The sequence below is a fragment of the Patescibacteria group bacterium genome (assembly GCA_041671645.1).
Taxonomy (GTDB): Bacteria; Patescibacteriota; UBA1384; order XYA2-FULL-43-10; family 1-14-0-10-43-13; genus JBAZBD01.
This window is the reverse complement of sequence record JBAZBD010000001.1, coordinates 272829-292260: the sequence shown is the minus strand read 5'-3', so window position 1 is coordinate 292260 and position 19432 is coordinate 272829. Positions and strand designations below refer to the sequence as shown.

General features: G+C 45.9%; 19 protein-coding genes and 5 tRNA genes. 2 read left to right on the top strand and 22 right to left on the bottom strand.

Annotated elements, in window-relative coordinates; genetic code table 11:
* Positions 1 to 37: 37 nt before the first annotated feature.
* The 11 genes from mltG to WC227_01400 all read right to left on the bottom strand — a co-directional run bounded on the left by mltG (position 38) and on the right by WC227_01400 (position 11356).
* Positions 38 to 1021, bottom strand: coding sequence for an endolytic transglycosylase MltG (mltG, locus tag WC227_01450; GenBank protein MFA6963361.1), 984 nt, complete (start codon positions 1019 to 1021; stop codon positions 38 to 40).
* Positions 1021 to 1437: a Holliday junction resolvase RuvX gene (gene ruvX, locus WC227_01445; protein MFA6963360.1), complete on the bottom strand. Its 417-nt coding sequence runs from the start codon at positions 1435 to 1437 to the stop codon at positions 1021 to 1023. The genes mltG and ruvX overlap by 1 nt, the downstream gene beginning before the upstream one ends.
* A 7-nt stretch (positions 1438 to 1444) precedes the next feature.
* Positions 1445 to 3259, bottom strand: coding sequence for a hypothetical protein (locus WC227_01440; protein MFA6963359.1), 1815 nt, complete (start codon positions 3257 to 3259; stop codon positions 1445 to 1447).
* A gap of 99 nt (positions 3260 to 3358) precedes the next feature.
* On the bottom strand, positions 3359 to 4606 hold the full coding sequence (locus tag WC227_01435; protein MFA6963358.1) for a cell division FtsA domain-containing protein: 1248 nt from the start codon (positions 4604 to 4606) through the stop codon (positions 3359 to 3361).
* Positions 4607 to 4861: 255 nt separating this feature from the next.
* Positions 4862 to 5617, bottom strand: a complete 756-nt coding sequence (locus tag WC227_01430; GenBank protein MFA6963357.1) for a phosphoribosyltransferase — start codon at positions 5615 to 5617, stop codon at positions 4862 to 4864.
* A gap of 13 nt (positions 5618 to 5630) precedes the next feature.
* The gene (gene pyrF, locus WC227_01425) at positions 5631 to 6590 is read right to left on the bottom strand and encodes an orotidine-5'-phosphate decarboxylase (GenBank protein ID MFA6963356.1); all 960 of its coding nucleotides are present in this window, start codon (positions 6588 to 6590) and stop codon (positions 5631 to 5633) included.
* A gap of 235 nt (positions 6591 to 6825) precedes the next feature.
* Positions 6826 to 7098 carry a hypothetical protein gene (locus WC227_01420; GenBank protein MFA6963355.1) on the bottom strand — a complete coding sequence of 91 codons (273 nt, stop codon included), beginning with the start codon at positions 7096 to 7098 and terminating at the stop codon, positions 6826 to 6828.
* A 15-nt stretch (positions 7099 to 7113) separates the two neighbouring features.
* Positions 7114 to 7932, bottom strand: a complete 819-nt coding sequence (locus WC227_01415) for a phosphatidate cytidylyltransferase (GenBank protein MFA6963354.1) — start codon at positions 7930 to 7932, stop codon at positions 7114 to 7116.
* A 139-nt stretch (positions 7933 to 8071) separates the two neighbouring features.
* Positions 8072 to 9829, bottom strand: a complete 1758-nt coding sequence (locus WC227_01410) for an alanine--tRNA ligase-related protein (GenBank protein ID MFA6963353.1) — start codon at positions 9827 to 9829, stop codon at positions 8072 to 8074.
* Between the two features lie 65 nt (positions 9830 to 9894).
* Positions 9895 to 10560: a lytic transglycosylase domain-containing protein gene (locus WC227_01405; protein MFA6963352.1), complete on the bottom strand. Its 666-nt coding sequence runs from the start codon at positions 10558 to 10560 to the stop codon at positions 9895 to 9897.
* A gap of 61 nt (positions 10561 to 10621) precedes the next feature.
* Positions 10622 to 11356, bottom strand: a complete 735-nt coding sequence (locus tag WC227_01400; protein ID MFA6963351.1) for a M24 family metallopeptidase — start codon at positions 11354 to 11356, stop codon at positions 10622 to 10624.
* Between the two features lie 94 nt (positions 11357 to 11450).
* Between WC227_01400 and WC227_01395 the strand changes: the two genes are divergently transcribed.
* Positions 11451 to 12074: a hypothetical protein gene (locus tag WC227_01395; GenBank protein MFA6963350.1), complete on the top strand. Its 624-nt coding sequence runs from the start codon at positions 11451 to 11453 to the stop codon at positions 12072 to 12074.
* A gap of 55 nt (positions 12075 to 12129) precedes the next feature.
* Here WC227_01395 and WC227_01390 read toward each other — a convergent pair.
* From WC227_01390 to secG, 11 genes are all read right to left on the bottom strand, one after another.
* Positions 12130 to 12214 (bottom strand) — tRNA-Leu (locus tag WC227_01390).
* 73 nt (positions 12215 to 12287) lie between these two features.
* Positions 12288 to 13247: a DHH family phosphoesterase gene (locus WC227_01385; protein ID MFA6963349.1), complete on the bottom strand. Its 960-nt coding sequence runs from the start codon at positions 13245 to 13247 to the stop codon at positions 12288 to 12290.
* 90 nt (positions 13248 to 13337) lie between these two features.
* On the bottom strand, positions 13338 to 13826 hold the full coding sequence (locus WC227_01380) for an MBL fold metallo-hydrolase (GenBank protein ID MFA6963348.1): 489 nt from the start codon (positions 13824 to 13826) through the stop codon (positions 13338 to 13340).
* A gap of 28 nt (positions 13827 to 13854) precedes the next feature.
* Complete coding sequence (locus tag WC227_01375; protein ID MFA6963347.1) at positions 13855 to 15138, bottom strand: S1 RNA-binding domain-containing protein; 1284 nt, start codon at positions 15136 to 15138, stop codon at positions 13855 to 13857.
* Positions 15139 to 15182: 44 nt separating this feature from the next.
* On the bottom strand, positions 15183 to 15563 hold the full coding sequence (locus WC227_01370) for a hypothetical protein (protein ID MFA6963346.1): 381 nt from the start codon (positions 15561 to 15563) through the stop codon (positions 15183 to 15185).
* Positions 15564 to 15589: 26 nt separating this feature from the next.
* A tRNA-Leu gene (locus WC227_01365) sits at positions 15590 to 15676 on the bottom strand.
* Positions 15677 to 15753 (bottom strand) — tRNA-Val (locus WC227_01360). It abuts the tRNA gene before it with no gap.
* Positions 15754 to 15885: 132 nt separating this feature from the next.
* Entirely contained in the window at positions 15886 to 17217 is a 1332-nt protein-coding gene (locus WC227_01355; protein ID MFA6963345.1) for a phosphoribosyltransferase family protein, read from the bottom strand.
* Between the two features lie 99 nt (positions 17218 to 17316).
* Positions 17317 to 17402: transfer RNA gene (locus WC227_01350), tRNA-Leu, on the bottom strand.
* Between the two features lie 71 nt (positions 17403 to 17473).
* Complete coding sequence (locus WC227_01345; protein ID MFA6963344.1) at positions 17474 to 18883, bottom strand: ABC transporter substrate-binding protein; 1410 nt, start codon at positions 18881 to 18883, stop codon at positions 17474 to 17476.
* A 129-nt stretch (positions 18884 to 19012) separates the two neighbouring features.
* On the bottom strand, positions 19013 to 19234 hold the full coding sequence (gene secG, locus WC227_01340) for a preprotein translocase subunit SecG (GenBank protein MFA6963343.1): 222 nt from the start codon (positions 19232 to 19234) through the stop codon (positions 19013 to 19015).
* 119 nt (positions 19235 to 19353) lie between these two features.
* Here secG and WC227_01335 point away from each other — a divergent pair.
* A tRNA-Phe gene (locus WC227_01335) sits at positions 19354 to 19428 on the top strand.
* Positions 19429 to 19432 lie beyond the last annotated feature (4 nt).

Genomic DNA, 19432 nt, shown 5'->3' with positions numbered 1-19432 from the left:
GGCGGTTTTTTATTTGAGAAAATGCAATTAAACTGATTTACATATACTTAGCAACATTGGCTTCGTGCTCGGCCTGAGTTTTGGCCGGGTAAATCTTGCCGTCCCGCCCATAGAGGAAGTAATAATAGTTGCTAGTTTGTGGGTTTAACGTCGCTTCAATGCTTTTGATCCCTGGATTGCAGATCGGGCCAATGGGCAAGCTATTTAGATAAGTATTGTATGGCGAAATCACACTCGTAAATTCCACCGTCTTGGCCGCTTTCCAAAAAGTGTACTCCTTCTGGGCCGACTCAGACAACTTGGCCAGGGCGTTTGTGTCGCGACCGTAGGCAACGGTCGGGTCAGACTGCAACTTCATGCCAGCCTTGACGCGATTTAAATAGATTCCGGCGATCAATGGTCGATCAGCGTCATTCGATGATTCTTTCTCGACGATTGAAGCGACAATCAGATTATGATTTGTCACAACCAAATCTTTGGTTCGATCGGAATAATCATCCAGCATCATCTTCACCACTTCCTCGCCAGTCATAATCGGATTGAAAAAGTATGTATCAGGAAACAATTTACCTTCATATTTCCGAGCGGCGATCAAGAAATCTGCATAAGAGACGACTTTGCTATCTGCCAATCTGATCGCCATTTGCTCGGCTCGAAATCCCTCCGGAAAGGTCAACTTCACAATCTTGGTCTTGCCATCTCGAAGCTGGTTGACGACAGAGACGATACTAGCGCCAGAGGGAAATTCATAATAGCCAGCCTTGATCGTGACCAGATTGAATTTGGCGTAGTAATAAAATAATTTTTTGCTTGCGATGACATTTTTCGAGATCAACTTGTCAGAGATCCCATTAATTCCATCCTCGTTCTTTACCAGAATCAATGTCGGCTCGCTCAAACTGTTCGTCGCTCTGACGCCGCTTAAAAAGAAAAAAACAAGCGCGAGGGCTACAAGCGCTAGTGTCAGGACGATTCCCATGACCCACCAAATTATTTTGCTTTTCTTCTTTTTTTCTTCCATCAAACGACTCCAATATCCGGCTTTAAATTATCATAACCTTCATGATTCACTCGATTGATAAACTGCTCCAGGATCAGAACAGCCGCCAATTCATCAACTGCATATTTCAAATTATTTTGCTTGATCATGGACTCTGCCTCCATCGATGTCAGCTCCTCTGGCTCGAAGAAAACGGGCTTGTGGGCTTGTTCACTTAGCTTCCGAGCAAACTCTCTAATCTCTGGAGAGATCGTGCCTTCTTCGCCCTGAGAGCGAGTCGGCAAACCGACAACGATCGCGCTGATTTCTTCTCTCTCGATAATCTCGAGAAGCCTTAACACGGCTTTTTCGCCTTCATTCAATATGATCGGGAGCCCAGTTGGTATCATCTCTCCGATCGCTGCCCCTATTCGCTTCGTGCCATAATCAATCGCCAAATACATATTATTTTGTTTTGTAATCAAAGTTTATTGAAATATTGTTCTTGAAATATGGCAAGAGCGGTAGAGATGAAGGAGTCGCCTTGACCGTCGCTTCGTTCACTCCAGGCAGTCCCATCAGATAATTCTTTGCCTCCGTCTTGCTTTTGTTGACCAAGCTGCTCCTGATCTTTGCGACGTCAATCTTGCGTCCGACTTTGGCCGCGCTAGTAATGTCTAGGTTGATTGTGCCGTTAGCCAAGCTCGCATCCGCAAACTTATAAGTGGTTGAGACACTCTTCTGATCCAGAACCGCTTCGTCGGCTAGAATGTTGGACTCGATATATTTGGTTGCGAATTCCTCCAAATTTGACTCTTCGAAGCCGACCGCAAACATCTTGAGTTTCATGCTGTACTGAAACACATCAGCTTCGTCATTTGCCTTCTTGTCCGCGCTCTGAGTAATCACTTCTTCGCCCTGGCTTTTCTCAAAGACCTTGAGATTGCTATCAGTCACTAACTTTGTAAACTCGGCGGCATTATCAGTTTTGATTTTGGCCGATAGGTCTTTGGAGGCGTTTGCGAGATCTTCCTCCGTCACAAACTTCTGTGTTTTGGTCAAACCTCCGACAAAAGCCGCTTTGTTGGTGGCTGTCATCTTGCCAACAGTAAAACTCGTGTTGACGGCCAGATTGTAGGCTTCACCATTCTGATCAGCTGTAACGCCAGCATCGATCGTGCCTGGGTTGCTATCACACTCCACTGTCCCAGTCAGCGAAACCTTGCAAGTAGCTTGAATTAAAGTTGCTGCAGGCGCAATCACTCCTTTTGCGATAATAAAAACTTTGCCATCACTTGACGTGACCTTCGTGCCAGCAGGCAAGACTTGGTTTGTGAGCAGAGAATTGGTAATGGTAATTGTACCGCTAGCTTTCGTTCCCATATCCTTGGCGCCAGTTGCGTCGTATTGTTTGGCGCCATCCTTTGACAATTCAACAATTTGACCTGAGAATGACATTTTTTCGAGATTTGCGCTGTCCTGATTTTTGTCGACTATTACCTTGTAATCAAGCGAGACGTCTCGGCTGTCTACAAGTAGAGAAATACTGGCTTTCGGTAGGAAAACATAGGCCGCGCCAAGGGCAACAAGGACAACAGCAGACAACAAAATAATCAATGGTTTTTTGCTTTTTCTCCTCATATCTTTCACTTTCTTAAACTCCGGAGCCGCCTCTGGCTCTTTGCGCGGTTTAATTGGTTCTTCTGTCTGTTCGTCTTGCTCCTGACTTTCGACTTCCTCTTCTGCTTCCTCACTTTCGACTTTCGACTTTCGACTTTCGACTGCCTCTGGCACTTCCTCTTCCTCTGAAGATAACTCCGCTTCCTCTGATTGTCCAGCTTCCAGAACAGCCGCCTCATCCTCGGGCTCTTCTTCTGCTTTCGGCTCTGGAGCATTAATTTCATCTTCCTTGGCCGACTCGCTCGCACCGCCAAGACTATATTTCTGGTAAGTATTCACTTTGAGATTGGCCGTATCTTTCGCTTTATCTACAGCTTTCTCCATGTCAAGTGGCGCTTTTTCTGCCTCGCTCACTTTGGAAAATACGGTCACGCCGATTTGGTCAGCCAAATTTTTGGTCGCTGAATCAGAGGTCACGATACCCAAAGCCTTCTTCGTGTCACGGGCGCTTCTCTTGAGCAATTTCAGATTTACGACACTCTGGCCCAAGCTACTGCCACGAGGGATCACGAAAATCACGCCCTCTTTGTCGGAGCTTTTCATCCGTTTGATAACTTTCGTTATCTCCTCATCTGCTTCGATGTAAAAAACCTGATTCATCAATAATTCTTAAATCTTACTTCTCAATTTTTATTCAATTATTAATTTGTAATTAGTAATTGATTAGAAATTATTAATTAGAAATTAGAAATTCTTCGGTTATGACCGAAGCCCTGAAAGTATCTTGTCCATAATCCCATCCCCCACTTTTTCTTCACCGGCCAGGTCAATCGCCAAATTAGCCAGAGCCATTGGCGTGATATCCTGGGCTCCTTTGAGCTTACCAGTTTCGTCAACAACTGTCGCAACTTCGGATGGTTTGATGAAATCTACTTTTGGCCGTCTTGAAAAAGGCAAATTTTCGGTCCAGCCCTTCTCAGACAAAAACTCGGAAATTTCGGGCAAAAGCGAGCCGCCACCGCAAAGCATGATCTTGCTAGGCAACATCTCGACATTTGTGAACTCTTCCAAAGCTAATTCTACCCCACCGAGCCAGACTTCGCAATTCTCGCGAACTGTATTCTTGATCAATTTGCCAAGCTCTGAGCTCTTGTCTATCTTGCCGGCAGAATAATCCAATTTTAATTTCTCCGCCTCGGCGAAAGTCTTGTCCGTAGCGTCAGCAATCGACTTGGTGAAAACGCGTCCGCCAATGCCAAACATTTCTGTCCCCTCGAGCCCGCCGCCACGCACAACCGCAATATCGGTCGTACCGCCGCCAATGTCTATAAAAATAGAAGAGAATTCAGCTGAATCCTCCAGTCCGACACTTTTGGCCACCGCATAAGGCTCAGCAACAATCGAGAGTAAATCAAGTTTTAATTCTTCGGTAATAGTCTGTATCGCGCCCGTATGAACGATTGGAGCAAATGCGTTGAAGATTCCGACCAGCACATCTCGACCCTGGAAACCAACTGGGTTGGTCACTTTGTAGCCATCGATTTTGACGTCGACCACAGCTGAATTGACCAATTTCACGTCAACCTCAGATTGGCCTGTCTCCCAGGTAATTTGATCCTTAATCTTGTCAAATGCTCGCTGTTGAACTTGCTCGATAATTTCGCGTAATTCTTTGATTGTGATTTTCTCGGTTGGATTCTCGCGACGATAATGAATCGTGGTAGTCGCGCCCTTGACCAATTCACCAGCAATACCGACAACACACTGTCGTGGCGCCACTTTGGCTTCTTCGAAGGCTTGCTCGAGGGCCGCTTCGCAATTCTTGGTCACACCATAAATATCAGTCACTCGCCCGCCCTGCATATCAGAGAGCTGTTGGCGTTGTTTGCCCGTCCCAATCACATGTGCGACGTCGTCCTGAACATAGAAAACAAGCACTTTGACATACTCAGTGCCGATATCCAGCCCGATGGCATAATGCTTTTTCTTGTTTCCAAATAGTGCCACAAAAATCCCTCGCTTAAGGTTCCGAAGCTTGTCTAGCGACTACTCTTGAGGCGAGAACGAGAATATTTTGAGCGAGAAGCAGGAAGTGTGAGGAAAGGTAGATGACTCTACCTTGACGAGCAATTCGTGTTTCGTAGCCGAAATAGGCCGTTCGCAGCTATCAGATGTAGTCGTTAGACAAGCTTCTAATATTATAACGATTTTTGATTCCAAATAAAATAGGGCTCGTCTGACAGTGTCAAACAAGCCCCGTGATTAGGTAACCTGGCCGTACATGAGATCGGCCATGATCTTCTGCAACTCCTTGCGTGCCATTTTCGGCTTCTTAACTAATGGGAAACGCTTCAAATCGCTTGCAACCTTCGGATCGGACTGCTCCCACTGCTCTGTCGGAAGCGTAACTCCGGCGATAATTGCAACCGCCGGCTTGTCCCCTTTACGTTCATAAGCAGTGATAGAAGGCCATGACCGATTAATGGCACAAAGTATCCCGATGACTTCTGCCCCGGCCTCTTCAAACATGTCAATCGCAAGACCTGTAGTGGTGCCGTTATTGAAAACATCATCGCAGAGAAGAATTTTCTGGCCCGGTTTCGGCGCATAACGTCCGAAGGACAAGATCGACTGCTCACGGATGCTCTCTGTCGCCAAGGCGGTAACCTTTTTTTCCATAAAAGCCGCTTCGGCCTCTGTGTAAAACCGAAGCCAACGTGCCACTTCGCCAGCTAAATATATACCGCCCATCGGCATGCCATATACTACAACACTTTCAGGATTCAATTCCTTAAAAACCGCCTTTGCGATCACAGCAGCAAACGCCTCGTTGTGAACGGTACCTTCGATTGTTGAATAATCGAAGTATTTGTCTCCGACCTTCTGCAGGCCGTTAGCGCCGAGTCCGGCATAGCCGACCATCGGCCCCATTCGAATGCCCTCTGGGTCCTTGGGGCAATCGTAGTATCCGCCCCTGACAAACAAAGGCTGCATCAAGTCTTTCTCTTGTTCAGTCATAATTATGCTCCTTTCAGGCGACTTCAAGCGCCTGGCGAATTTCGTCATTGAGAGCTTCGAGTTGCTCTCGAGCAACGGTTGGAAAATCAATGCCCTTGGAGGCGAAGATGATGCCACGGGAGCTATTGATAATCATCCCTTGGCCATTCGCATCCTTCCCGTTTTTCACGGCATCAGTAGCGGTGCCACCTTGTTTCCCTACTCCTGGTATTAGGAATGGGAGTTTGGGCGCAATCTTGCGAACGATTGCCATCTCTTCCGGATAAGTCGCTCCGACGACGAGACAGCAATTGCCATTACCATTCCACGCGGTGCTTATCTTGTAAGCCAAATGCTGGTAGAGAGGAACGGCAATTTGATGAGACGTTGCGTTGTTAGGAGTATCGCGATAATCAATCGCAAGATGATTCGCCAAATTATTCTCAAAGAAAAATCTATGCTCATCGCCCGTTTTTACAATGACAAAATAATTTTGCAACTCTTTGGCACCTGGGTTCGAGGTTCGACAAAGGACAATAACACCTTTGTCTTTACGTTCCAGAAATGGTCCCAACGCTTCGCTCCCGAGATACGGGTGGGCAGTGATAGCATCGGCCCCAAGCCAGTCGATCATGTCGACATAACCCTTGTTTGTCGAGCCGATGTCGGCCCTCTTAGCATCCAATATCACCGGCACTTGCGGAGCAACCTGGTGGATATAGGCCACTGTCGATCGTAGCACGTCCAGACCTTGAGATCCTAACGCCTCATAAAACGCAATGTTTGGCTTGTACATCCCAGCCAGGTCTGCCGTTGCTTCGATAATCTTGCGATTAAATCGCCTGACAATGGCAACAGACGTCGAGCCTACTGCATTTGCCAAAGAAGCCTTAATCTCATCGGAAATTTCCCGGTGATTAGTGTCCAGACCCACACAAGAGAATTTCCCAGCGTCCCATTGACCATGGAGGAGATCCATAAATTTTCTTTCCATTGGTTCAATACCTTTTTCCTTTTCCGTTTTCACGGAAGCACAGCTCCGATCAAGTCGGAGACAAATTGTTTAGCCGACAGTTGCCGACTAAGTACAAAAAGAGCTCAATCACTTCGAATCTGATTCAGCCCTCCTATACTGTGCAATATAATAGAAAAGTGTTGAAATAGCAATAGAATATGGCCCGATAAATAGAAGACCCGCGGCAATTTTGCCGCGGGCTAGATATTTTTTCTTAAAAGTTCTCAGGTCCAATCGCCTGCTTGAGCCTGATACCACAGACGGCTTTGGTACCTTGGACAAGTTCCAGGTAATACACAATGGTTGCCCTGATCCTATCGTCAATAGCTTTGCAGAGTCTGTGAGCTGTTTTATCGTCTTTACAGAGTAAATGTACCACTCGACCGTGGCGGACAATTATCTCAACGGTGCTTGGCTCTACCACGTGGGCTCTATTCACCCTCTCGTAATGAGGGCGATTTAGACTAAGATTGGCATCAAGTGCCATATCGCACCTCCTTACTCAAAATCCGATTAAACGGAAAAGGAAATAAACTACCGGGGCAGAATAGATCACGCTATCAAGCCGATCCAACATTCCGCCATGTCCGGGAAATAGTGTTCCCGAATCCTTCACCCCAAACTTCCTTTTCAGCAAAGATTCGACCAGATCCCCGATTTGACCGAGGATGCCTACAACTGGTCCGATAATGACCAGTGAAGGTTTGTGAAGTACGAAGGCGAACAAAGCCGCCACGATCACCGCCACGGCGAAACCAGCGATACTGCCACCAATCGTCTTGCCTGCACTAATTTCAGGGCAAAGATGTGGGCTTTCGATCTTCCGACCGATCAGATAGGCGAAGATATCCATCGCCCAGACCACACAGAGGAAGTCTAGGACCAGGATCGAGCCTATGCCTGTCTGGAAGCCAAGCACTATTGTGTCACCTGGAATGGCACGAATAGCAGCAAGAAACGCCGACAAAACTCCCAGATAAAGAATGAGTCGCAACGGATTGTCCCGTTCGACCCAGAGCTTCTTGGATAGAACCTCTGCTCCCAGAAAAATAATGGTTGCGCCAGCCAGGCAAAGAATTATCTGCTCAAAGCCATCGGTAATGCTGGCGTAAGCTACCATGTAGGCAGCCACGGCAGTCACGATAGATGACCACTTGAGGTATTCCTTTTCTCCTGCCATGTCTGAGAATTCGTTGGCCATAAGGACAACAGTGACCAAGACCATGACAAAGAAAAAGTCCTTGTCCCCCAAGAAGATCGATGTGATCGTCAGGGGAATCCCGATAGCAGTGACGAGAAGCCTCGCCAAAAATGTTTTCATGGGGAAACCCCCTTCGACAACGTGCCACATTGGTCACGATTGATGTCGGTCGTTGCAAACGACACTACATCGTACAACAATTTGGCTTTTTAGTCAACCAAAAAAGCCGCACGAGCGGCTATTTTCGTAGTAGAATAATTTATTTGAGAACTGCCTTGATTCTTCTGACTCCAGAAGAGGAGGCTTCTTCCTTCGATATTTTGAATTGGCCAAGCTCGCCAGTGCGGGTGACATGAGGCCCGCCGCACATCTCGCGACTAAACACCTCAGATATGTGAGGTGTTTGCCCGATCGTGTATACTTTGACCTTATCGCCATATTTGTTCTCGAAAACTCCCATTGCCCCTGAAGCTTTGGCGTCTTCGAGGCTCATCTCCTCCATTGAAACAGTCAAATCTTCATCAATCTTCTGATTTACAATTTTCTCAACTTCTTCGATCTGCTCTGGCGTCATCTTGTCTGGGTGGGAAAAGTCGAATCTCATCCGCTCAGCTGTAATGTTAGAGCCTTTTTGGAATACATGGTCTCCCAAGACCTGGCGAAGTGCCGCCAAGAGTAAGTGAGTCGCGGTGTGATATTTGGTCGTAATCTCGCCAGCTTCAGCCAATCCGCCCTTGAACATACCCGCAGAAGCAGTACGTGAAAGCTCCTGATGGGATTTCGATAAATGCTTAAAAAGTTCAACCTCTTGATCCCGAACTGGCAAACCAGCCTCTTTAGCCAATTCAAGGCTTAATTCGAGAGGAAAACCATCTGATTGATAAAGATCGAATAACTCTTTGCCATTAAAAAATGCTGCGGAAGTCGTTGATTTAATTGAATTTTCCTTAAGTGTTTTCATTATTTCGAACTTTTTCAAACCCGCTCTAAGGGTATGACGAAATTTGCCCTCCTCCTTCTCCAATTCACCAAGTATTGTCGGCTGGTCAAAAGAATAAACACCTTCATAGGAAGAAAAATATTGTTCTGCTATTTTGATAACAAAATTTTCGGTAATACCGATTTGCTGAGCTTTCACTATCGCTCGACGGATCAAGCGGCGCAGGACGTAGCCCTTGTCCTTGTTTGAGGGCACGACACCATCGTTGATAATGAAAATCGCAGCACGGATATGATCGAGAATGACTCTTTCGGCAGTGACATCTTCATTTTTTAGAAGTTCATGCAATTTCTTGTGTGCCGCATCGAATAAATCAGTATGATAAACACTATCCAAATCTTTATTTAGAGAACAAAGTAAGCGCTCAAACCCCATGCCAGTGTCAACGCCCTTGAACTTGGCAGGTTTGTATTCGCCACCGATGAAAGTGTATTCGTTGAAAACCAAATTCCAGACCTCGACGCCATCAACATAAAATTCGACTGTCGGTCCGCCTGGTGAATTCTCTGTGCCAAGCGACCAGAAGTTGTCATCAAAACCCTGAGGTTTGATCTCGTCCAAACCTTCAATCGTTTTCAGAATATCAAATGACTCTCGATCCTCCGCTACTCCGTTTTCACCCTGAAAATATGTGGCGTAAATTCTTTTCTTATCAAGCCCAAGTTCATCTGTCAGGAAACGCCAAGCGAAATCGATCGATTCTTTCTTGAAATATGAGTGTTCTGTCTCTGGGTAACCAAAAGAAAAATTGCCCAACATCTCAAAGAAAGTCAGGTGAGTCTTATCGCCCACTTCATCAATATCGCCCGTTCGAACACATTTTTGACTTGTCGTAACCCGAGCTGACGGCGCCTCGAGAGGCTCAGAATAATAGCGCTTGAATTGATGCATGCCAGCTGTGGTGAAAAGAACGGTCGGATCGGTCTCGCCGGGCACAAGAGAAGAAGAGGGCAAGACTTTATGTCCTTCCCCCTCAAAATATTTTAGAAATTTCTGTCGTAATTCGTTTGAATTCATGATAATAGTATCTGTAATTTGGAAAATTCGACCCGGAGGGTCCCCTTTGGGGTAATCCATTATGGCTATCTATTGAATGTGATCAAATCACTAAATATCCTGGTCCAGATATAGCCTCTGATCTGAGCCTGGGTATCTTCCTGAGTCACCGTCCTGACGACTGGTACTGTCAAGCCCAATTCAACCGGATACATCGTGCGATAAACATCCCGATAGCGAGTGATCTTTTTGACGTAGTTGACTGTCTCGGTCTTGGAATTACCACCAATAATTTTCTCAAAGATGTTGAGACTGACCCAACGGTCAACCGTGCCAGTGCCAGCGTTGTAACTAGCTAGAGCTTGATCAGTGTTGTTGTCGTATTTGTTGAGCAAGTCTCGAAGATGGGCAGCCGCAAAACGAATGCCGGTCTCGGCGTCGAAAATATCATATGTCTTGAGCCCAAGTTCGTTGGCCATCGTCCTGGCTGTCCCTGGCATGAACTGCGCGATGCCCTGTGCACCAGCTGGAGACACAGCCTTGGGATTAAAGCGGCTTTCCTGGAAGATCAGAGCAGCCAGCAGAGCCGGGTCGACATTGTACTCTTTTGAATATTTGACGATAAACTCAGAGTACTTGAGCGGATAAACTTCATCTGCGAAAAACTTTGGCACGAAAATATAGGTGCTGAAGGCAGCTACAGCCGCGAAAATCAGAATGATGAAAATTGAAACTTTGTGTCTTTTGATCATATTTATTCCCCTCATTTCTTTCACAATATCACAAAAACTCCGATAAAAGAAGAATTTCTGTCTATTTTATTACCACTATTTTGCTCTGAACTTTTGTCGTAATTATCATTTTTTTCTTTTCAGTAATGATAAAATCAATCTCACTTCGTGCGCCAAACAGATCAAAATACAAACCCGGCTCGATCGTGTAACCAACATTTTGAAGAAGCGGATCGATGTTCCCCGCTCCAAGTCGACCATGTCTGCCATGAGGAGAATCAAATCCGAGCGAATGGCCAAGAGTGTGGAAGAAGTTCGCTTCGTACTCTCCAAAGTAGTCTCTGGCGACCCGATCAATTTCTTCGCCGGTTGGAATGATATTTTTGTCTAACGAGCTTTTCAGATATTTAATTGCCTGGTCGCGAGCCTCAAAAACAAGGTCAGTCTTCAATTTGATTTCTGGATCAATCTCGGTACCCCGATAGCCCATCCAAGTAATATCGGCATAGGGATTTTGGCCTGGAAAACTGGCCCAGATGTCGATCATGATCAAATCATTTTCCTGTAGAACCCTCGAATCCTGACCCGGGAAATAATGAACATGCCGAGTGTTCGGCCCGAATGCTACGATCGGCGGCTCATTGTCCGAGACAAGCCCAGCTCGCCTAAAACCTTTCATAATATTCTGCTGGACATCATACTCCGAGACTGAATTCTCGTTTTCCTGGATAAAATCAAAAGCCTCGGCCATTATCATGTCCAGCGCTTTTGCCGCCTTCTGATGCGATTCAAATTCATTTTCTTGCCAATGATCCATAAGTTGATGTTAACAAACTTGGCCGAATCTCACAAATAGTTGCAAAAATATCTCTACGGTTTATAATAATGAAGAATATTTATCTAGGAGGATTATGGACGATCTTACAAACAATGGTCAAAACCAGAGTAGCAACACTGTTCCAAACCCAGCTCCCGCCCCAGTAGCAACCACGCCCTCAAACACCATGCCTGACACCAGCGCAGCACCAGAGCAGGACGCCGAAGTAGACACGACGCATGGCGTCCTAGAATCAGCCTTTGTCTCACCAGCGCAGGCCGCGCCAGCCCCACCGATGCCTCCAGTTGCGCCAATGCCGACTCCTGGTCCATCGGATCAAATTTCATTTAGCAAAGGGCCAGAGCCTGCTCCAGCCATTGCTACTACACCTCCAGCTCCGATGGGAATACCAGAGCCAACGCCTGCCACTCCGCAAAATCCTGTGATTACTACACCGATTTCGACAAGTGTACCAAGCGACCCGCCAACCCTTGAGCAAACCGGAGCAACAGGTATCTATCCTAGCGCTTCTCCTGAAGCCGCACGGTTAGAGGGTGCACCGCTGCCAGAAAACACGAAAAAACCAGCTAGCGCGATGTCATGGATTATCTGGATTGTATTCGTAGTTTTGATTGTCGGCTTATTTGTCTATGAGCCAACGGGATCCAAGATTATGGGCTTCATCGACGACACAGTACTCAGCAAAATCAGTAAATAAATTTACACAAAATCTTTACATAGAAAAAACCTGGCACAAAGCCAGGTTTTTTCTATGGTACCCGAGGCCGGAGTCGAACCGGCACGCTGTTTAGGCGAGGGATTTTAAGTCCCTTGTGTCTACCATTCCACCACTCGGGCTGATTAAGTTATAAAGTTAAAAGTAAAAAGTAGAAAGTCAAAACTGGAATTATAATAAACTGCCAGTTAAAAACTATATAATTGTCCAACGATTGTCTACGATCTTGATTCGACCGTCGATCGTGAATCCTGCCGCCTTCTTGTGTCCTCCGCCACCAAAAAGTTTGGCAAGGCGCGAGACATCGATTTTGTCGCTCTCCGTCCGTAAACTGCCTTTGATTTTAGCATCAAAACTTTCGCAAAGCAACATTGCTACTTCAGATTCTGGAGCCGAATTGAGCAAATTTACAAGCCCAGAAACCTCCTCTTCACTCGCCCCTGCCTTCGCGATATCTTCCGCTGTAATGACGGACACCGAAATCCCATACTTGCGATTCAATCGTAGTCGCTCAAGGGCAATACCCCAGAGTTTGAAAAGTGAAAATGAGCGTGAGTTGTCAATATTCTCGGTGATCTTTTGAAGTCGTGCCCCCTTCTTCAGAAGATCAGAAGCGATCGACAAGACCTCGTCTGTCGTATTGGAGTGACGGAATCCCCCGGTATCAAAATATATACCGGTCAGAAGAGCGGTCGCCATTGCTGAGGTCAGATTTGAGCTCAAGTCTGCAAAAATTCCGTATAATACCTCGCAGGTCGAGGATAGACTCTCGTCTGCATAGTTTAGACTCACTTTTTTCCACAAATCGTTCTTCGGGTGATGATCAATATTGATTATTGAAACTCCCGATTTCTTCGCTCTTGTAATCTCCTCCTGATAGCCAGTCCTGCGAAAATCGCCGTTGTCCAGCAGAATAATCGCTCCTGGCGGATCAACCGGAAAATCCATGGAAATTTTCACTGCCCCCGGCAAGAAAGTAAACATATCGGGAACAGTGTCCCGGCAAAGCAAGGTCGTTTTCTTGCCCTGGCCGATCAGATATTCGTCCAAAGCCAAGATTGACCCTATGGCGTCGCCGTCGGGGTCAACATGGCATATCAAAAAGAAACTCTCCTTGTCCTCCAGAATTTGCTTGAGTTTTGTGGATGAGGCCATGGGTCGCTTCGCTCCAATTACTAATTTCTAATTACTAATTTCTAAATTTTAGGTCAATTAGAGCAATTAGATTAATTAGAAATTCTGTTGCTAATTGGCTTGCAAGATGACAAGCTTTCTCTCTTCTTCTGGTAGTTCGTTCTTTTTGATTTTGAGCACATCTAGTTCGCCGTCTGTATAGCCTTCGCTTTTTTTGAATTCAGAGAGGTCTGAATAGAGCATCGGGATCACTACGCGAGGGTCAATATTTGAAAGAATCTTGAGCGCGATTTTGAGATTAGCCGAGCCATCCTCGCCAAGCGGAAGGAACAAAATGTCAGTATCGCCAATCCCCTTGGCCTCTTCTTCAGAAAGCTCATGATTGATCCGTCCAAGATAGCATACATTCATATCCTCGATTTTGGCGGTATAGATCGTGTTGCTTCCATCAGAAATACCATTTAGGATTACTCCGCCCTTCTCATATTCGCCTGGACCAGGAAACTTAAATCCGTTGATCGAAATATTGCCGTCGAGCATAACTTCCAAGTCTTTGGACTTGATCTCGAACTTCGCGTCACCCTTGTATTTTATCTGCATTATTCCTCCAGGTACTTAAATCGTTAAATTAGGCCATTTCTTCGAGGTCGTCGATCTTGGTTTTCTTCACTCTCTTGACCTTCTTTGGTTTCTCTTCGACTTCGGCCTCAACTTCTTCTACTTTTTCTACTTTGGCCTTTTTCTCTTCTTTTTCAGCTTTTGGAGCCTTGGAATCAACTTTCATAGAAAGCCCTAGTCTGTGATTTTCTGCTTCGATAGAGATAATTTTGAAAGAATATTTCTTGCCCAATTCGACAACTTTGCTTGGGTCTACAATTCTTTCGACAGAAAGCTCAGAGACATGGACAAGTCCGTCAATCTCTTCGTCTAGTGAGACGAAAGCGCCAAATGGGGTAATCTTGGTCACTTCACCCTCGACGACATCGCCAACTTTGTACTTGGAAGCGGCCTTGACCCAAGGGTCAGGAAGCAATCTCTTGAGAGAAAGTGAAACGCGACCGTCCTCAACTGAGATAACCATAGTCTCAACTTCGTCTCCGACTTTGAATAATCTGTTGAGGTCTGAAACTCTGTTCCAAGATACTTCGGAAATATGTACAAGCGCTTCAATTTCAGGGTCAATAGAGACAAACAGACCAAAATCAACGATACCGGTAATTTTGCCCTTAACTTTGTCGCCAACTGCGAATTTATCAATCTTGTTTTTGACTTCCTGAGCTTTAACAGCCTTCTCGGAGAAGATCAATTTGCTAGTCTCTCTCTCGCAAGTGATGACCTTGACTACGAAATCGGTACCGACATATTTGCGTAAACGACTCAAAATTTCTTCTTTGTCTCCGCCAGTAACTCTAGGGTAATGTGCTGGAGCAAGCTGTGAAACGGGCAAGAAGCCCATGATTCCGCCAATATCAGTCATAAGTCCGCCCTTGTTGGCATCAGTGATCTTGACTGTAACTGGCTCGCCGCTCTTGAATCCGGCTTCCATATCAGCCCAATATTTCTCTCTGTCAGCACGTTTGAGTGAAAGGACAACATTGCCATCCTCGTCTTCCATCGAAAGTACGGTGGCCAAAATCTTGTCACCTGTCTTCATACCAGTTTTGGATGTGATTTCCTTCTCAGGAACAAAACCAAGCGACTGGCCAGCTACGTCGACCCAGATTCTGTTTCCAGAAACGGCCAAAATAACCGCTTCTACGGTATCGCCTTCAGCAAATGGCAAAAGCTTATCGCCAAGTTCCTCGATAAGGCTCTCCATCGTGTCCTTGCCAGAATGCTTTGGTTTCACAACCTCTGGCGCGACTTCTGCTACTGTCTCAACTACTTCTTCCTTCTTCTCTTCATCTGTCATTCTAAATATCTCCTATTCCGGGTTCGCCGGATTTTCTATATATATTATTTCTTTTTCTTTGGTAAATATTTCTCATATCTCTCGTTCGCTTCCTGCTCCTTCGCAAATTTTGGTATCGCTCTCAAGCTCCAAACGGCTATAACGAGGATCCAAATTGAGAAGATGGCCAGAAGTGAAACAAAGAAAATGTTTGATGCAAGCCATGGCAGACCTTCATATCGAGCCGCCAGGTGAATCAGGCCAAGAACACCGAAGGTCATAAATGGCGGAACGTATTTGACGGCAAATCGTCTCCATTCGTTCTTGATGAAAAGCAATATTGCTGTCGCCATCAGTATCACGATCACTGCCGAAATTGCCAACACTACGAAATATGGCGCATTCGGGCTAGGTATTGGGCTAAATAACGTTGCCTTATCAAACATAATAATCGAAATCTTACTAATAAGATTGGTGGGCGAAAGAGGACTTGAACCTCCACGGGATTGCTCCCACTACCACCTCAAGGTAGCGTGTATACCAATTTCACCATTCGCCCTGGTGCGCGCTGAGGGATTCGAACCCCCGACCCTCTCGGTGTAAACGAGATGCTCTAACCAACTGAGCTAAGCGCGCATAAAAAAACGGGCCGCAGCCCGAATATAACTTATCTAAATATTCAAGCTGGTTTAATAATGTTTTAACTTACTCACCATAGCAAATTACTTTATTTTTGTCAAAGAAAAATTTGGATTAAAATTGCCCCAGCTAATCTAGCTGGGGCGAGAAGCACAGGCATTCTGTGCAGAGTATCTTCTGCGGCGTGTTGATCGCCCCAATAAGCTCCCTACGAGAAAGTGTTGTAAAACTATCAAGGCCGATATCCCTGGCTATCTGATCTATCTGACCAGTGTGATCCCGCGCCTTTGATCCTTCACGATGAGCATCCTTGCCGTAAGAGCACGGACTACCCGCAATTGTTGGTGCAAATCCATGCACCTTATCAGCGCCAGCTTCCTTGCAAAGATAGAGAAAATGCTCGAATGTCCAACCAGAATAGAAAGAGTCGTCGACAAGGAACACGTTCTTTCCATTCAGCATCTCATTGAACATCTCAACTCCTGGCAAGCGAATCGGGATTGCACCTGCTAGAGTGTACTTGCTGCTAATTGCAACTCCACGAATGGTCAGGTTTTTGATCCCTTTATTGTCTGGATAGCGGTTTTTAACAGCCAAGTTCGACAAAAACTTTACTCCAAGCTGATAAGCTAATCCTTCGGCTACTTTGTTGCCACCATCAGGGATTGCTATGACGACACAGTTCTTATCAATAATTTCGGGGCGATCTCTCAAAACATTATGACCGAGAGCTCTCCCGGTAGCATAACGGATATCCTGAACCCCAATTCCGCCGAATTGATCGCCTGGCGGTAGATGAAACAATCCCTCCAGTGGGCAACCGAGGTTTTCAATTATGTTGATACCTTCGGCAATAAAGCCATTACAGCTCAGAACAGCTATCTCCCCAGGCATAACGCTACGGACGAACGAGACGCCTCGGTTGAGAACTCTGCTTGAAGACGAGACGTACATAGCCTCGACGCCATGGTCGCCGACTATCTTGCTTATCGATAAGGGCATAAGCCCGCTGTTTCGACCGCAGACAATCTCATCATCGTTCGACATTGCGACCAAAGCAAAATGTCCCACGACATTCCTCATCGCAATCTCGACGGAATCACGTAATGTTGTCCCCCGTTCCATTTGCTCAACAACATCCTTAGCAGTTTGAACATTGCTGTCGATAACCACTAAAATGTCATCCCCGCTGAGATTTGAGAAACGAATTGGCATCATGACACCGGTCGTTGAATTGCAACCGATACCAATATTGCCTACATATCCCGAAATTTCGCTAGCGGACATCCTCGCAAAGGCTTGGGCGGCTACCAAAGCCGAGTGCCAAAGCTGGAGACCAGCCTTGGTCCGAAGACCGAAGCCGCATCCTCGCGGTCCTGCATAACCTTGCAGGCTTAGAGCCACGATGATATCAAGCCAGATATCTATACCTGGCTCCGCGACTATTCCGAATATACGCATGAGATAACCCCCCTTAAAATATATGTGTACGGGCATTTGCCCACCAGACCGTAACAAAAAAAGAAGCGACCGTAAAGCCGCCTCTTTTGAATCTTATTTTGGTGGGCGAAAGAGGACTTGAACCTCCACGAGATTGCTCTCACAGCGCTCTGAACGCTGCGTGTCTGCCATTTCACCATTCGCCCAAATGAGTCAAAAGTATAAAGTTGTAAAGAAAATCATAGACTTTACGAACTTTAAACTTTTAACTTTATAACTATTTGCGTACTCTCTTCTCCTCGATATGCCAGCTGGAAATATCGCTGTACCTGGAATATACCTGATTGCCTGCGATACTGCCAACATTCCTGATCGAATCTTTGACAGCGAAATTGTAGCTTATCGGATCATAGAATTGGCCCAGGAACTGCTTGGTGAAGACATTGGCAAAGAATTCGTCATATTTGGCATTACGTTGAACTGGATCAATAATCATGCGAGCATCTTCAAGCAAGATATCCGAAGCCTTGTCTGACCAGCCAGCGAAGTTCATGCCACTAGCGACCTGGCTCGAATGCCAGAAAGTATAAGGGTCTCGGTCATAGCCAAAGTCAAATCCATAGAGCAAGAGATCATATTTGCGAGCCGAGATCGCGTCTGGAAATTGCAAAGGCGTCAAATATTGAACGTTCAAATTCACGTTCAACTCTTTGTACTTGGCGACCAGCTCATCCGCTTTGGCGCGCTGATACGAAGCGTCCAGAGTAGCCAGGTTTAAGTCAACTGCGGTATCAAATTTGGCAGTAGCCTCAAAAAGTTTTTGTCTGACCGCAACATCCTTCAATTTTTCGCTCGTAACATTGGCAATCAAGCCAAGGCGGCGGCCAGACTGAAAGCTCTTGTCCTGGCCTACTCCAGAAGTCGTGCCAAAAAGCCCGTTGACCTTCTTGCCGTTCTCATAAGCGCTCTTGGCCTCATCTTTGCTAGCGTAGAAATCGAGTTTCAGTTTATCAATATAGGGGGTCGAGCCGGCATAATTCGTGTTTTTGACCAGTTCGATTGATGAAATCTTGGTACTATCTTTTGTCTTGCTGGATTTCAGGAATTTGTATGGGCCGCTCCCGCTCAACTTCTTCGAAAATTCGTCACTCGATAGGTGAGAAGGCAGGATGCCAAAAGCACAGTTGTAGATGAATGGTCCATAGACTTTTGGAAGAGAGAAAGTGACGGTGTAGTCGTCGACAACTTGGACAGTTACGTTTGACCAGCTGTTTAGAAGCGGGCTCTTCGAAGCCGGATCCTTGATATAGTCGACGGTGTAAGCAACGTCGTTGGCGGTTAAAGCCGCGCCATCGCTAAAAGTCAGATTTTTCTTGAGATAGAAGGTGTAGGTCTGGCCATCGGTCGATGTTTCCCATTTTTCCGCCAGATCAGGCAAGATCTTGTCCTGGCTCGCGACTTTGACAAGTCCAGAGAAGAGCAATTTGGAGACAGACCTATCGGTCTCTGATTGAGCCGTGATCGGATTGATATATTTGAGATCCCCATATACCGCTTCTTCGTAAACGCCACCCGAGGTCGGGATTGAGACAGTCATGAGAAGATACAGGTCGTAGAGCTTAAATCCAATCAGGACAAAGGCCAACAACGAAAAAAAGAGTGCGCCGACTCTTTCTATCTTGGACATTAGAAGATAACTCTTCTTCAAATTAAAGAAAAACTTACTCAAAAATGAAAAGGGATTTCTCTTCGCGTGAAAAAACTTAAATTTGTCTCTAGAATCAAAATCTAAAGGTAATTTCATAATAGTTTGAGATTAGGAAAAGAAAACCGAGAAGAGGGCGACGATACAAAATAGAACTGCGACAACAATAGTAGCGTAGAAAATCATCTTCTCTATGCCACGACGTGATCGGTAGACATTACCGTCTCCTCCGCCAAAAGCGGCGCCAAGGCCGGAGCCTCTCTGCTGAAGCAAGATCAAAATGACCAAAAGTATGGCCAGAATAATTTGAATAATTTTGAATGTGTTTGACATAAGTGAATCGGCCTCTCGACCTAGATTAGATAATACTTGAGAACAGCTAATTTTTCAAGAGAAGAGCCCTAGCGATATTGATTTAGCGGCTTAAAAGTGTTAATATTTTCTTGTTTTACGCCGATGTAGCTCAGTGGTAGAGCAGAGGACTGAAAATCCTTGTGTCGTCAGTCCGATTCTGACCATCGGCACCATTCT

Excerpts from the sequence above, each read along its gene's own strand:
- pyrF (MFA6963356.1), bottom strand. The coding sequence starts at position 6,590 with ATGGAAAGAAAATTTATGGATCTCCTCCATGGTCAATGGGACGCTGGG.
- WC227_01415 (MFA6963354.1), bottom strand. The coding sequence starts at position 7,932 with ATGAAAACATTTTTGGCGAGGCTTCTCGTCACTGCTATCGGGATTCCC.
- WC227_01345 (MFA6963344.1), bottom strand. The coding sequence starts at position 18,883 with ATGTCCAAGATAGAAAGAGTCGGCGCACTCTTTTTTTCGTTGTTGGCC.
- WC227_01355 (MFA6963345.1), bottom strand. The coding sequence starts at position 17,217 with ATGCGTATATTCGGAATAGTCGCGGAGCCAGGTATAGATATCTGGCTT.
- WC227_01375 (MFA6963347.1), bottom strand. The coding sequence starts at position 15,138 with ATGACAGATGAAGAGAAGAAGGAAGAAGTAGTTGAGACAGTAGCAGAA.
- WC227_01385 (MFA6963349.1), bottom strand. The coding sequence starts at position 13,247 with ATGGCCTCATCCACAAAACTCAAGCAAATTCTGGAGGACAAGGAGAGT.
- WC227_01440 (MFA6963359.1), bottom strand. The coding sequence starts at position 3,259 with ATGAATCAGGTTTTTTACATCGAAGCAGATGAGGAGATAACGAAAGTT.
- WC227_01380 (MFA6963348.1), bottom strand. The coding sequence starts at position 13,826 with ATGCAGATAAAATACAAGGGTGACGCGAAGTTCGAGATCAAGTCCAAA.
- mltG (MFA6963361.1), bottom strand. The coding sequence starts at position 1,021 with ATGGAAGAAAAAAAGAAGAAAAGCAAAATAATTTGGTGGGTCATGGGA.
- WC227_01420 (MFA6963355.1), bottom strand. The coding sequence starts at position 7,098 with ATGGCACTTGATGCCAATCTTAGTCTAAATCGCCCTCATTACGAGAGG.
- secG (MFA6963343.1), bottom strand. The coding sequence starts at position 19,234 with ATGTCAAACACATTCAAAATTATTCAAATTATTCTGGCCATACTTTTG.
- WC227_01430 (MFA6963357.1), bottom strand. The coding sequence starts at position 5,617 with ATGACTGAACAAGAGAAAGACTTGATGCAGCCTTTGTTTGTCAGGGGC.
- WC227_01400 (MFA6963351.1), bottom strand. The coding sequence starts at position 11,356 with ATGGATCATTGGCAAGAAAATGAATTTGAATCGCATCAGAAGGCGGCA.
- WC227_01370 (MFA6963346.1), bottom strand. The coding sequence starts at position 15,563 with ATGTTTGATAAGGCAACGTTATTTAGCCCAATACCTAGCCCGAATGCG.
- WC227_01395 (MFA6963350.1), top strand. The coding sequence starts at position 11,451 with ATGGACGATCTTACAAACAATGGTCAAAACCAGAGTAGCAACACTGTT.
- WC227_01405 (MFA6963352.1), bottom strand. The coding sequence starts at position 10,560 with ATGATCAAAAGACACAAAGTTTCAATTTTCATCATTCTGATTTTCGCG.
- WC227_01410 (MFA6963353.1), bottom strand. The coding sequence starts at position 9,829 with ATGAATTCAAACGAATTACGACAGAAATTTCTAAAATATTTTGAGGGG.